The organism is Pseudomonas sp. NPDC089392 (assembly GCF_044749595.1).
Classification (GTDB): domain Bacteria; phylum Pseudomonadota; class Gammaproteobacteria; order Pseudomonadales; family Pseudomonadaceae; genus Aquipseudomonas.
Genome location: NZ_JBIVIF010000002.1, coordinates 14,043 through 27,992 on the forward strand (window position 1 = coordinate 14,043; position 13,950 = coordinate 27,992).

The following is a 13,950-nucleotide window of genomic DNA, read 5'->3' on the forward strand; positions in this document are numbered from 1 at the left end:
GGCCAGTCCATGCCACCTTCCACGGTCTCGCTGTCACCCCCATCAAGGACAGCAACATGACCGAACGTTTCAGCCAATCCCTGCGCCGCCATAGTGAGCCGACCTGGTCGGCGGCCGTTGGCCACCGCTTCGTGACGCAACTGTGTGATGGCAGCCTGCCGGACCCGATCATGGTCAATTACCTGGTACAGGATCACCGCTTTCTCGACAGCTTCCTGACCCTGCTGGGCGCAGCCATCGCCACCGCCGACACCTTCGAGGCGCGCCTGCGCTTCGGCCGCTTTGCCGGGATGATCTCCAGCGACGAGAACACTTACTTCCTGCGCGCCTTCGAAGCCCTGGGCGTAAGCCCGGCACAACGTAGCGAACCGGCCGATACCGCGCCAACCGCAGATTTCAAGGCCATCATGCGCGAAGCGGCGGCGACTCGGTCCTACGCGGCGGCACTGGCGGTACTCAACGTTGCCGAAGGCCTGTACCTGGACTGGGCGCTGAAGGCGCCAAAACCGATGCCAGACAACTTCGTCCATGCCGAATGGATCACCCTGCACGACAACCCGGCGTTCCAGGACTTTGTTGCCTTCCTGCAGGCCGAGCTGGACCGCGTCGGCCCACAGGAAGCTGCGCTGGCCGGCGACTTCTACCAGCGCACCGTGGCGCTGGAGCTGGCCTTCTTCGATGCTGTGTACCCGGAGGGCAAATGAGCGTGGATATCTTCGACCGCCTCAAGGCGGCAGCCGCACCGCAGTGGAACAGCTACGTGGACCACGACTTCGTGCGTCAGATGGGCGAGGGCACACTGAGCGAAGAAGCGTTTCGGACTTACCTGGTGCAGGATTACCTGTTCCTGATCCAATTCGCCCGCGCCTGGGCGCTGGCTGCCTACAAGAGCCGTCGCCCGGCCGACATCCGTGCTGCGCAGGCCGGGTTGGCGGCGATTCTGGATGAAACCGAGCTGCACCTGCGCCTGTGCGCACGCTGGGGGCTGACCCAGGCCGATATCGAGGCCGCGCCAGAGCACCAGGCCACGGTGGCGTATACCCGCTACGTACTGGACTGCGGCGCCGCCGGCGACCTGCTGGAGCTGCATGCAGCGCTGGCGCCATGCGTGATCGGCTATGCGGAGATTGGCCGTACGCTGGCCGAGCGGATTGGCGACTTGAGCAACCACCCGTACCGCGAGTGGATTGGCGAGTATGCCGGGGAAGGCTACCAGGGGGTGGCAGCGGCCGCGCGCAAGCACCTGGATGAGCTGGCGGCGCGGAGCATGACCGAGCAACGGTTTGCCGAGCTGGTGGGGATCTTTGGCCAGGCTTCGAGCCTGGAGGCTGATTTCTGGCAGATGGGGCTGGACGGCTCGGTCTAGTTCTAGATCGCGACACAAGGCCGCTCCTACACGGGTCTGTGGGAGCGGGTTCACCCGCGAAGAATCCAGCGCGGTGGATGGCACCGGCGTTGCCGGTTTTCGCGGCTAAAGCCGCTCCTACAAAGGGAAACGCGTACCCTTGTAGGAGCGGCCTTGTGTCGCGATGGGCTGCAGAGCAGCCCCACGATCTTCGATCCAGCCCATTTACAGCAGGCTCACCCCACCTCCCGCGCCAACTCCGGCGCCCCTTGCAACACCCGCCCCAACCCCGGCATATCCTCCAGCAGCCGCCGCGTGTACTCACTCGTGGGCCGCTCGAACACCTGCTCGGTAGGCCCCTGGTCCACCAGCCGGCCCTGGCTCATCACCAGCACGTGGTCGCTGATCCCGCGCACCGTCGCCAGGTCGTGGGAAATGAACAGGTAAGTCAGGCCCAGTTCAGCTTGCAGACGCTGCAACAACGCCAGCACCTGTGCCTGCACCGGCGCATCCAGCGCCGACAATGGTTCGTCTAGCACCAGCAGTTCCGGTTCGGCTGCCAAGGCACGGGCGATGGCCACCCGTTGCCGTTGCCCGCCCGACAATTCGCCAGGTCGGCGCAGCAGCAGCTCGGCAGGTAGCCCGACCCGCTCCAGCAGGTCCAGTACCCGCTGCCGATCATTGCGCCGTGCGCCGATGGCGAAGGCGCGCAGCGGCTCGCTGATGATCTGTAGCAGGTTATGGCGCGGGTCCAGTGCCGCCCAAGGGTTCTGGTAGACCAGCTGCACCCGCCGCCGATACGCATGCAACTGGCGGCGCCCGGCACCCAGCACCTGCTGGCCAGCGAACAGCACGCTACCGGCACTGGCCTGCTCCAGGGCCAGGATGATGCGCGCGGTGGTGGACTTGCCCGAGCCAGACTCGCCCACCAGGCTGGTGGTGCTGCCACGCGGCAAGGTGAAGCTGACACCGTCGACCACCCACGCACCGTGCCGGCTGAAGCGCCGCTGCAGGCCACTGACCTGCAACAGCGGTTCGCCAACCGTGCTGGCCGGGGGCGTGCGGCGCTGTTGCAGGCGGGCCAGCGGCGAGGCGGCCAGCAATTGGCGCGTATAGGGGTGCCTGGGGGCGTGCCACAACTGCGCGGGCGTACCGCTTTCCAGCAGCTGGCCGTTGCGCATGACTACAATGCGGTCGGCGCGGTCCAGTGCCATCGCCAGGTCGTGGGTGATCAGCAGCAGGCTGCTGCCGCGTGCGCGCACCAGTTGCTGCAGGCGGTCGAGGATCTGCCGCTGAACACTCACATCCAGGGCGCTGGTAGGCTCATCGGCAATCAACAGTGGCGGGTCGTTGGCCAACGCAATGGCGATCAACACACGCTGGCACATACCGCCGGACAGCTCGTGAGGGTAACGGCCGTACACGTGCTGTGCAGCCTTCAGGCCAACCTGTTGCAACAGCACCAGCCCGCGCTCGCTGGCCTCAGCGCGTGGCACACCGTGCACGGTCATGGCTTCGATCAGCTGCGCACCAATGGTCTTGACCGGGTCCAGCGAGGTGCCGGGGTCTTGTGGTACAAAGCCGACCAGGCGGCCACGGCGCTGGCACCAGTCGCGCTCACTGAAGTGTTCCAGCGCCTGGCCCTGCAGCCATAGCTGGCCGCGCTGCCGTGCCGACGGCGGCAACAGCCCGGCCAAGGCTGCAGCCGTGGTGGATTTGCCCGAGCCGGACTCACCCACCAGGCAGACGATTTCACCGGGGTCGATCTGCAGGTTCAACGCCTGCACGGCGGCCTGGCTGCTGCCTGGGTAGTCGACGCTGAACTGCTGGATACGCACCAATGGGGCGTTCATCACGCTTCTCCCTGTAAACGTTGCAACCCGCGCGCCAGTTGCTGGGTGGCCAGTACCACGGCTGCAACGACCAGCCCCGGCAGGGTGGTGTACCACCAGGCGACGACCATGTAGTTGCGCCCTTCGGCGATCAGCAGGCCCCATTCCGGTTGTGGTGGTGGTGCGCCAAAACCGAGAAAGCTCAGTGCCGACACGGCCAGCACGGCGCTGGCGAATTCCAGCGCGGCCAAGGCCAGTAACGGCCCGGCAGCGTGCGGCAGTACATGCCGCCAGAGGTTGCCCCAGCTGCCCACGCCGGCCACCTGCGCTGCCTCGACAAAGCTGCGGCTGCGCCAGCGCAGCACCTCGCCACGGGCCAGCCGGGCAAAGATGGCCACGGATGACAGCCCGACAGCAACGGCGATTTCCACGGTGCCGAAGCCCAGGGCGGTGACAATTGCCATCGCCAACAACAATGCGGGGATGGCCATCAGTACTTCCACCAGCACCGCCAGTACCCGGTCGGCCAGGCCACCGAACCAGCCGGCGATGCCACCCAGCAAGCTTCCGGCCAGCAGCGCGATCAGCACGGCGATGCTGGTCGCTTGCAGTGACAGCGCGGCGCCATGCACGCAGCGTGCGTACAGGTCGCGGCCAAGGTGGTCGGTGCCGAACCAGTGCAGCGCGGAAGGACCTTGCAGGGCTTGGGTGGGGTCAGCCAACAGGGGGTCGATGCGGCTGAACAGTGCCGGCCAGAAGGCCCAACCCAGCACCACCAGGAACAGGGCAATACTCAGTGTCAGCGGCAGGCTGGGCCAGCGCCTTGTTTGCGCGAAGCGGTAGGCAGGTTGCAGGATCATGCGCGGCCTCCTTGGCGAATACGTGGGTCCAGCAGCGGGTAGACCAGGTCGGTCAGCAGGTTGGTCAGCACATACAAGACGGCGGCCAGCAACACCACGCCCTGGACCACGGCGATGTCCTGGCTGGCGACGGCGGCCTGGGCCAGGCGGCCGATACCGTCAAGCGAGAACACGGTTTCGGTCACCACCGCCCCGGCCAGCATGTTGCCCAGCAAGGTGCCCGCCAGGCTCAGCAGCGGGATTGCCGCATTGTGCAGCACGTGCCCGCACAGCAGCCGCCAGGGCCCGAGCCCCTTGCTGCGCAATGCCTGGACGAAAGGCTGGCGGCTGACGCTGGCCAGCGAGCGGCCAAGTACCTGGGCGATCATCGCCGCACAGGGCAGGGCCAGGGTCAGCGCTGGCAGCACCAGGCTGGCCAGGCCTTGGCTGCCCATGGCCGGCAGCCAGTGCAACTGAAAGGAAAACAGCTGCAGCAATACCAGGCCGACCCAGAATGTCGGTAGCGATACCACCACGGCCGGGGCGTTGTGCAAGGCGCTTTGCAGCGCAGGCTGGCGCACCTGATGCGCCGCCAGGGCCACACCGATGCTCAGTGGCAGGGCCAGGGCCAGGGCGGCGAAGGCCAGCGCCAGGGTAGCGGGCAATGCGTCAGCCAAGGCCTGAACCACCGGTTTGCCGCTTTGCAGTGAATGGCCAAGGTCCAGGTGCAGCAGGCGCCAGAGGGCACCGGCGTACTGTTGCCATAAGCTGCCATCGAGGTGATAGCGGGCACGCAGTTCGGCCACCTTGGCCGGGTCTACGGCGCCAGGCTCGCCGCTTTGTGCCAGCAGGATCGCCACCGGGTCACCCGGTAGCGCATACAGAATGGCAAACGACAGGGTAAACGCCACCCACAGCACCAGCAGTGCCTGGGCAAGCCGCCACAGCACGGCATGGTGATTGGTCAGGGTCGTCATGGTTCAGTGGCCCCCCGGTTGTGCCAGCCAGGTGTCGTAAAACTGCAGGCGGGTCGAGGCTTCGTAGTGCAAGCCGCGCACGGCATCGCGAAACGCCGTGACCGTCGCTGCTTCCACCAGCGGGATGACATGGCCTTGTTCAAGCAGTGCCTGGCTGGCCTGGGCAATCAGCTCGCCGCGGTTGTGCGCTTCCAGGCTGGCCGCCGAGTCGAGCAGGGCCTGGTCCAGTGGCAGCGCGCCGCGCACGTTGACGTTGCGGCCACTGGCGAGGAATACCGTGCGCAGCACGTCCGGGTCGGCGCGGGTCAGGTTGAAGAACCACAACTGGTAGTTCTGCGAGGTCTGCAGCAGGCTCACCTGGCCGATAGTCGACTTGTTCAGGCGCAGCTCCACGCCCGCCTGGCGCAGTTGCTGCTGCACCAGCTCCAGTACCGGGGTGGTGGCCTGCCAGTAGTCGAGGGCAAAGCTCAGCCGCTGGCCATCGCGCTGCCGCCAGCCATCGGCACCTTTGACCCAACCCGCGGCATCCAGCAGCCTGGCGGCGCCTTCGGGGTCGTAGGCGAGGCTGGCACTGAGGTCCTGGTAATACGGCGTGCTGCTGGCCAGTACCGAGCTGGCCGGTTTCTGGTAGCGCGAGATCACGGCCTGCAACTGGCTGCGGTCGATGGCCTTGTTCAGGGCCCGGCGCACGTTGGCGTCGTCCAGCGGCGGGCGCGATTCGTTGGGGGTCAGGTTGAAGACAATGCCTGGGTTGGAACGGGCAATCGACGGCATGCCCTGGGCTTGCAGCACGGCCTCGTCCTGCACCGGTACGCTGGTGTTGACGTCGATCTGCCCGGACAACAGGCTGCCGAGGCGCACGCCGGATTCCGGCAAGATGTGGAACTCGATGGCGTCGAGCCAGGCCCGGCCCTGGTGCCCGGCCAGCGACGATGGCCAGGCATAGTCGGGGCGGGCTTCGATGTGCACCTGGCGGTTGTGCTCGAAGCGTTTCACGTTGAACGGCCCGCTGCCCACCAGCGCACCCTGGCAACGTTCCTCGGCGGAGCGCTGGAGGGTCGCTGGGGCCAGCAAGCCCAGGCTCATGGTCGAACTGGCCTGCAGGAATTGCGCATTGGCCTGGTGGAAAGCGATACGCACGCTCAGCGGCTCGAGCACTTCAATCGACGCCAGGCCGGCCAGGTAGGTACTGGCCAGCTGCGCCTGGGCGCCCAAGGCAACGATGGCCTCGAAGTTGGCTTTCACTGCCGCTGCATCCAGCGGGCTGCCGTCAGCGAATGTGACGCCCTGACGCAGGTGGAAGGTGAACTGGCGCGAATCGTCACTGACCTCCCAGCGCTCGGCCAGCCACGGCACGATGGCGGCCGTTTGCGGGTCCTGGTCGGTCAGCGAGTCGACCAGTTGCCGGCCCACGTTCAGGGCCGTGTTGTTACCCGCCTGCTGGGGGTCGATGCAATTGGGGTCACCGTCGAACGCCACCCGCAGCACGCCGCCAGGTTGCGGGCTGGCCGCGTCGGCGCTGCTGGCGGATTGCGCCGGTTTGTCATCGCAACCGGCCAGGCCCAGGGCAATCGCCAGGCTCAATGAAGCCAAAGGTCGGAACATGAGCACTCCTTAGAAAAAGCGGTTGGCGCGGTAAGGCAGGCCGAGGTTTTCCCGCAGCGTGCTGCCGGCGTATTCGCGCTGGAACAGCCCGCGCCGTTGCAGCTCGGGCACTACGCCGTCGACAAAGTCGTCGATGGCCGAGTGCAGGCCGCTGAACATGATGTTGAAACCGTCGGCGGCGCCGGCCTCGAACCAAGCCTGCAGGTCATCGGCAATGCTCTGCGGGGTGCCGATCAGGATGCGGTGGCCACCGGAGGTCAGCTGGTTGAACAATTGCCGCACCGTCGGCCGCTCGCGGCGGATCAGGTCGAACACCAGTTTTTGCCGGCTTTGGTGGGTGTTGGTGGTGAAGGTTTCCGGCGGCAGTGGTACCACCTCATCGAACGGCAGCTCGGACAGGTCGTAGCCCAGGCTGGCGAAGCGTGAAATGGAACTGAGGAAGGCCTTGGGCTCCAGCAGTTCCTGCTGGCGGTCGTACTTGGCCTGGGCTTCGGCGAGAGTCTTGCCCACCACTGGCGCAACGCCGGGCAGTACCTTCAGCTGGTTGGCGCCACGGCCAAAGCCGGCGGCGGCCTGCTTGGTCTCGCGGTAAAACGCCTGGCCCTGTTCAAGGGTGTGCTGGGCCGTGAAAATCAGTTCACCAACCCGCGCCGCCAGGCGTTTGCCGGGCGCGGAGGCACCCGCCTGGGCGACCACCGGGTGGCCTTGTGGCGAGCGTGCGACGTTCAGTGGCCCACGTACCTGGAAGTGCTCGCCCTGGTGGTTGAGGACATGCAGCTTGTCGATGTCCAGCCAGGTGCCGCTGGCCTTGTCCTGGACGAAGGCGTCGTCGGCCCAGCTGTCCCACAGGCCGCTGACCACGTCGTAGAACTCCTCGGCACGGGCGTAGCGGTCGTCGTGCTCGACATGCTCCTGGCGGTTGAAGTTTTCGCCACCGCCCAGCGAGGTCACCAGGTTCCAGCCGGCGCGGCCAGCACTGAGGTGGTCCAGTGCGGCGAACTTGCGGGCGATGTTGTAGGGCTCGTTGTAGGTGCTGCTGGCCGTGGCTATCAGGCCGATATGCCGGGTACTGGCCGCCAGCGCCGGTGCCAGGATCAGCGGGTCCCAGCGCACGCTGTTGGGGCCGCGTTGCAGGGCGAGGTCGAGCTTGACGTCGAGGGTGTCGTTGAAAAACAGCGAGTGAAAGCGCCCGGCCTCCAGCTTGCGGGCGATGTACTGGTAGTGCTCAAGCTGGCGGAACGTGTCCAGCGGTGCCTCGGGCAGGCGCCAGGCGCTGCCGCTGAGCGTGCCCGGGATGAAGGCGCCGAGCAGGAATTGGCCTTGGGTCATGAAAGGGTCTCCTGGCGCCCGCCGAGCGCGGCGGGCGCGTTGTCGGTGGGGGTCAGAAGTTGTAGGCGATGCGCGTGTACCAGAAGCCGCCGTAAGGGTCGAACGGCGAGATCGCGCCAAATTTCGGGAAGCCGTTGATATCGCCTGCGGGGTAGCCATTGTTGTCGGCGCGCACGTCGAACAGGTTGTTGGCACCCACGGCAATGTCGAAGTGGTCGGTCAGGGCGTAGGCCACTTCCACGTCAGTGAGCCACTTGGCACCGTAGGTCACGTCAAAGTCGGGGTTGGCATCCCGTGCGATGACTTTGTCGTAGCGGGTCAGTGCGGCATTGATGGTGAAGCGCTCGATCTGCCAGTTGGTGCTGAGGATCAGCTTGGTCTTGGGGTTGGCCACGGTCAGGTAGCCCTGGGAGACGCGGTCGAACAGTTCCAGGTTGTTGCCCGCGGCGCGCAGCGAGGCCGGGGTTTGCTTGATGTCGTCGATGTCGGTCTTGTTGTAGTTGAACCCCACGCCGTACTTGGCCCGGCCATAGCGGCCGTAGTCGACCCGGTAGTCGGCCACCAGGTCGACCCCGCGGGTGGTGGTGTCGGCGGCGTTGGTGAAGTACTTGACCCGGTAGCCGGGTTTGTAGCCGTTGGCGACCAGCACCTGATCGACGCCGTTGCCGTACAGGAAGCCGGTGAGGGCGATGCGGTCGCGGATTTCGATCTGGTAGGCATCGAGGGTCACGCTGGCCTGGGGCAAAGGCTGCCAGGTCAGGCCGATGCTGATGTTGCGCGACTTCTCCGGGCTGAGGTCTTCGGCGCCCAGGGCCCTGGCCAGCGGCGAGTCGACACGTACGGTCTTGGCCTCGACAAACTGCGCCACGCCGTTGACGGTGGTGTACTGGTTGGAGGTTTGCGCGTACACCGACTGCGACAGCGACGGCGCGCGGAAACCGTTGCTGATGGTGCCGCGTACGGCGAAGGTGGGGGTGAAGTCGTAACGGGCCGAGAACTTGCCACTGCGCGTATTGCCGCTGCTGTCGTCGTATTTTTCGAAGCGTGCGGCCACCCCCAGCCACAACTTGTCGGTGGGGTTCAGGCCCAGGTCCAGGTAGCTGGCGTAGCTGTTGCGGCTGAGCTGGCCTTCATCTTCAGGGGTAAGCGTGATCGCGCCCTGGGCACCCACCGCGCCCGGCTGGCCGGCCAGCGGGCCGCTGGGGTAGATGTAGCCGCCATTGATGTACGAGAGTGGGTCGTCGGACTCGGTCTTGTAGCGCTCGTGGCGATGCTCCAGGCCCCACGACACCTGCAGCGGCTTGCTCAGGCCGACCTCGAACGCGCGGGTGAGGTCGAGGTTGTTGGTCCACTGGTCGAAGTAGTTGGTGTAGGTGTCGAAACGCGTCGGGCTGGCCGGGCCGAGCGAGGCGTTGAGGGTTTCGTCGGCGCCGGCCTGGCCCTTGTCGCGGCCAAAGGTAGAGCTCAGGTCCCAGTGCCATTCGGCCAGCTCGCCGCGGCCACCGGCAGCGGCCTGGTAGTCGGTTTCTTCCAGGGTGTAGAACGGCGCGGTGCCGTCGGGGTAGATCTCGGGAATGATGTTGGTCGAGTTCGGGCGGCGGTAGTTCTGCCCACCACGGGCGTCACGCTTGCTGAAGGTGGAGAACGAGTACAGGGTCAGGTCGTCGCTCACCGGCAGCTCGGCGTTGTACGACAGGTTGATGGCCTTGATCTTCGGCAGGCCGTTCTTCTGTACATGGCGGCTGGCACTGTCGTTGCGTGGGTCGCCGGCGAAGTACAGGTTGCCGGTGGCCTCGCGCGAGCGGGTGGCGGTTTGCACCGACTTGGCGTCCAGGGCGTAGTTGAAGAAGCCGCCGTTGTCGCCCAGGGCCAGGCCCTGGTTAAGGGTTTGCCGCAAGTTGTCGCCGTCGCCCTTGTAGTACTGGCCGTATTGGGTACTGGCCGAGCCGCCGTTGTCGCGCTGCTTGAGGATGATGTTGATCACCCCGGCGATGGCATCGGAGCCGTACTGCGCCGATGCGCCATCGCGCAGCACCTCGACGTGGTCGATGGCGCTGATGGGGATCATGTCCAGGTCGACCGGGTTGGTGCCGTAGGCTGCCGTGGAATCGAGGTTGATCACCGCGCTGTTGTGGCGGCGCTTGCCGTTCACCAGCACCAGCACGTTGGAACCGTTCAGGCCGCGCAGGCTGTAGGGGCGGGCGATGCTGTCGTTGGAGCTGCCGGAGGGGCGCTGGGAAAACGACGGCAAGGTCCTTTGCAGCGCGCCGCGCAAGCTGGATTCGCCGGTTTGTTCCAGTTGCTTGCTGTCGATCACGTCGATCGGCGCCGGGCTGCTGGTGACGGTGCGTACTTCGCTGCCCCGCGAGCCGGTGACGATCACCGTGTCGAGTGCGGCGTCATCCTCTGCCGCCATGGCCAGAGGGGTAAGCAGGTGGCCGGCGAGCAAGGCGGGTGCCAGGGTTAAAGGGGTAAACACAGACTTCATGACTGTTCCTTGGGTTCGATTGGCAGATCAGGCCCTGGATGTGCGATCGAACGGGCTCTCATAGGTGTTCATGCAGTGCAGGCGCAGCCTGGCCCGCGGAAGGTCCATTGCTCCCGTGGTTGGCGTGCCTGTGGGTCGTCCGGCGCGCGCCGGTGCGTTTGCTGCGGGGTGGCTAGCCGCTAAGCAAGAGGTTGAAGCGCTCGTCCCAGAAGCGCCGCACCTGCAGCGGCTGGCGTAGCAGGCCGCTGTCATGGAACAGGTCGGCAATACGCTGCTGGGCCGCGATGGCGTCTTGGCTGACCGGCAGCAGGCGGCAGGGCAGACGGCGCTGGTCGAACTGCTGCTGGTAAAGTGCGCGGGGGATGCCGGTCAGGCGCTCGTTGCGCTCAGCCCAGGCTTGCGGGTGCTGCTCGACCCAGTCCCAGGTGGCTTTTTCGCGTTGCAGGAAGTCGCGGATCGCAGCTTGTTTGCCCGGCTGCTGCAGCACCTGTGCGGTGGTCGCAATCAGGTAGTTGCCGCACTGGTACCGGCTGGCATCGGCCAGCACCTCGCCGTCCATGCCCACCTGGGCCTGCAGTGCGCCGATACCGCCGGCAACAATCGCATCGAGATGGCCGTTCTGGAACGCCACCAAGGCATCGCGGGCTGGCATCGGCCGGGCCTGGATGTCGGCCAGCGAAAGTTGCTGGTCGTGCAGCAGGTTGAGCAGCAGGTAATGGGTGTCGGTGGCGCGCACGAAACTCACCCGCTTGCCCTTGAGGTCGGCCAGCGTGCGGATGCCGCTGCCACGTTTCACGATCACGCTGCTACGGTTCTGCTCACCCTGGTAGCTGGCGATCAGCACCAGCGGGTTGCCGGCGGCACTGGCAAACAGGGGCAGTACCGGGCTCATGAAGGCGTAGTCCAGGCTGTTGCTGGCGAAGGCTTCCAGCACCATGGCGCCACCGGGTACGTCTACCCACTGCACCGGGTAAGGGGTAGTGGCTTGGCCGGCATCGGCCAGGAAGCTCGCCGCCTGGCCTTTGTAGCGCCACACCCGCAAGGCGTCACTGGCGTTGGCCAGGCGCGGGCACATGCCCGCAGCGAGGGCGGCAGTGGCACTGTACTGCAGGAAGGCGCGGCGGCTAATGGGGTTGGCCATGGTCAGCACCTCAGTCCAGCAGGTCGGGCTGTTGCTGGACGATACGGTCCCACAGCGGCAAGAAGTTCAACCAGGCGAACAGTTCGCGCTGGGCGGGGCTGCTGGCCCCTTCGAGCAGTTCCGGAATGCGTGGCTGCCCGGCGGCGTACGCCAGCAAGTGGGCGCGGGCTGTGTCGTCGGCCAGGATGAAGCGCCAGGCCGCGCTCTCCACCGACTGCCCGGTGACCCACAGCCCGTGGTTCTGCCAGACCAGCAGGTTGTGCTGGGCAAAGGCTTCGACGAAGGCCTGGGCGACCTGGTCGCGGTCTTGCAGCAGGCCACCTTCGGTATTGCGCAGGGCGTGGCGGTCGAACAGCACCTGCTCGCCACTGAAGGCTGAGGCCTCGGCGGTGATGGGCTGGAACAACTGCCCCAGCGACGACCAGACCCGGCCATGGAAGCCATGCAGGTGGGCGATCCCGACCACCTCAGGGCGGGCCCTTTGCAATTGGTAGTGCAACTCCAGGGCGCTGGTGTTGAGCAGGCCTTCGCCTTCGACCACCTGGCCCTGGCCATTGACGCGCAGCAGGTCGCGGGTACGGATTTTCGAAAACGGCACACCCAGCGGGTTGATCCAGTAGTGGTCGGTGTCGATCGGGTCACGGGCGGTGAAGTGGCCTGCCAGGCCCACTTCGAAACCCAGTTCGGCGAACAGCCGGTATGAAGCGGCCAGGCGCTGCTTGCGGTGCAGGCGCTCGGCGGCCGGGTCGTTGAAGGTAGGTGGGGCGCTGAGTTGCAGGCGATGGGCTTGGTTGGGCAGGTTGCGGATGCTGTGGCGCGGGGCGGGTTGAGTCATGGCAGTACCTCACGGAGGGAATGATCGTTGTGCCGGTCATCCGTCCTGCCATGGGCGCTCGCAGGTGGATGAAACGGGGCCTCCACCGTGCGAGGGGTCGGGTCTGAAGGGACTGTAGCAAGGGGCTTGGGGTGGGAAGAAATACTGTTTTGATCTATTTTTATTATTATTTTTTTGAATATAAAAACAGATCTATATTTTAGTTGTGCATTTTTGGTTGTTGGGCGGCGGGGGGGGCGGGGTTGGGGATTCCAGGTGCATGTCTTGGGATTTGAGGTGGTGCACAGATCGAGCGCCGCCCGCGCGGCGCTTCGCAGCACAAGGCTGCTCCTACATCTGTTTCGGGCCAATTATTCCTGTGCCAGGTGGGTTGCAGCCTTGGTGCATGGCTGTCAATCGGTGAAGAGCAACTGCGTCCCCTTCGATATCAAATGGTACGAACAAGGCGGACAGCGGTGACCTCACAGGCGTGACTGGCCCGAAACAGATGTAGGAGCAGCCTTGTGCTGCGAAGCGCCGCGCGGGCGGCGCTCGATCTCAAAGGCGCTGAAAATCTTGTGACGAGCACCAGGGCCGCCACAGCCCGCCATCACCGCTCCAGATAATGCGTCTGCGCCGCAAAATCAATAAACCGCTTGCTAGCCAGCGACAGATACTCCCCCGAGCGCCAGCACAACCTGAAGCTCATCAACTGCGCTGGCTTGAAAGGCACCCCGACAATGCCCGGCGTACGCTGCTGCACCGAACGCAGCAGGGTGGCCACGCCCATGTTGTCCAGCGCCGCCTGCACCACCAGCGAAACGAAGTTGCTTTGCAGTGCTACCTGATAAGTCATCCCATGCTCGGCGAAGAACGCGTCGAGCATCTGGCGTTGCACGAAGGTGCGGTCGAACACCACCATGTCGGTGTTGCGCAGGTACTCGGCGGTGAGGAAGGCCTTGCCGGCATAGGGGTGGTCGGGGTGCATGCACGCCAGCATCTCGTCGCTGCCCAGCAGGATCGACTCCTTGTCGGGCGGCACACGCCGGGACTCCAGCAGCGCCAGGTCGATTTCCCGTTGTTCCAGGCGCTGGCCAATGTCCTCGGCACTGCCTTCGAACACGGTCATGGCAATGCCTGGGTACAGTTGGCGGAAGGCGTTCATCAACCCAGGCACATAGTGCAGGCCGAACATCGGCGGGATACCCAGGCGTACTTCTCCACGCTTCAGGTCGGCCATGTCGCGCAACTCTTGCCGGGCCACATCCATTTCGCGCAGGGCCGATGCAATACGGGGCAGGAACCGCTCGCCCTCGGCCGTGAGAATGACTTTGCGCGTAGTGCGGTTGAACAGGGTCACGCCCAGTTCTTCTTCCAGCCGGGTAACGGCCATGCTCAGCGCCGGCTGGGCGATATGCAGGTGCTGCGCGGCCTTGGTAAAGCTGCCCTGGCGCACGATTTCGACGCAGCAGCGCAATGCCTTGAGGTTCATTGTGGGGGACTACCCATCCTAGGAGTTACATTCATAACGAACTGTGATGCCAAGCATCATAACAATATATTTATTATTATTAACCAGA

Annotated in this window: 11 protein-coding genes; 2 read left to right on the forward strand and 9 right to left on the reverse strand. The window is 65.3% G+C overall.

Annotated features, from left to right (window positions below):
* Positions 1-56 precede the first annotated feature (56 nt).
* Both ACIP1G_RS01985 and tenA read left to right on the forward strand, forming a co-directional pair.
* Entirely contained in the window at positions 57-704 is a 648-nt protein-coding gene (locus ACIP1G_RS01985) for a TenA family protein (RefSeq protein WP_400733168.1), read from the forward strand.
* On the forward strand, positions 701-1,366 hold the full coding sequence (gene tenA, locus ACIP1G_RS01990; RefSeq protein WP_400733171.1) for a thiaminase II: 666 nt from the start codon (positions 701-703) through the stop codon (positions 1,364-1,366). The genes ACIP1G_RS01985 and tenA overlap by 4 nt, the downstream gene beginning before the upstream one ends.
* Before the next feature lie 215 nt (positions 1,367-1,581).
* Here tenA and ACIP1G_RS01995 read toward each other — a convergent pair whose 3' ends face one another.
* The 9 genes from ACIP1G_RS01995 to ACIP1G_RS02035 form a co-directional block, all read right to left on the reverse strand.
* On the reverse strand, positions 1,582-3,198 hold the full coding sequence (locus ACIP1G_RS01995) for a dipeptide ABC transporter ATP-binding protein (RefSeq protein ID WP_400733173.1): 1,617 nt from the start codon (positions 3,196-3,198) through the stop codon (positions 1,582-1,584).
* A complete protein-coding gene (locus ACIP1G_RS02000) occupies positions 3,198-4,037 on the reverse strand; it encodes an ABC transporter permease (protein ID WP_400733176.1) in 840 nt (279 codons plus the stop codon). Before ACIP1G_RS02000 ends, ACIP1G_RS01995 begins: the two co-directional genes overlap by 1 nt.
* A complete protein-coding gene (locus tag ACIP1G_RS02005) occupies positions 4,034-4,993 on the reverse strand; it encodes an ABC transporter permease (RefSeq protein WP_400733179.1) in 960 nt (319 codons plus the stop codon). Before ACIP1G_RS02005 ends, ACIP1G_RS02000 begins: the two co-directional genes overlap by 4 nt.
* 3 nt (positions 4,994-4,996) lie before the next feature.
* Entirely contained in the window at positions 4,997-6,598 is a 1,602-nt protein-coding gene (locus ACIP1G_RS02010; RefSeq protein ID WP_400733181.1) for an ABC transporter substrate-binding protein, read from the reverse strand.
* 9 nt (positions 6,599-6,607) lie between these two features.
* Entirely contained in the window at positions 6,608-7,927 is a 1,320-nt protein-coding gene (locus tag ACIP1G_RS02015; protein ID WP_400733183.1) for an LLM class flavin-dependent oxidoreductase, read from the reverse strand.
* A 52-nt stretch (positions 7,928-7,979) separates the two neighbouring features.
* Positions 7,980-10,415 (reverse strand): TonB-dependent receptor plug domain-containing protein, encoded by a 2,436-nt coding sequence (locus ACIP1G_RS02020; RefSeq protein WP_400733186.1) that lies wholly within the window; start codon positions 10,413-10,415, stop codon positions 7,980-7,982.
* A gap of 172 nt (positions 10,416-10,587) precedes the next feature.
* Entirely contained in the window at positions 10,588-11,556 is a 969-nt protein-coding gene (locus tag ACIP1G_RS02025) for an ABC transporter substrate-binding protein (RefSeq protein ID WP_400733189.1), read from the reverse strand.
* 10 nt (positions 11,557-11,566) lie between these two features.
* Positions 11,567-12,391, reverse strand: a complete 825-nt coding sequence (locus tag ACIP1G_RS02030; RefSeq protein ID WP_400733191.1) for a class II aldolase/adducin family protein — start codon at positions 12,389-12,391, stop codon at positions 11,567-11,569.
* 589 nt (positions 12,392-12,980) lie between these two features.
* Positions 12,981-13,862: a LysR family transcriptional regulator gene (locus tag ACIP1G_RS02035; protein ID WP_400733194.1), complete on the reverse strand. Its 882-nt coding sequence runs from the start codon at positions 13,860-13,862 to the stop codon at positions 12,981-12,983.
* Between the last annotated feature and the right edge of the window lie 88 nt (positions 13,863-13,950).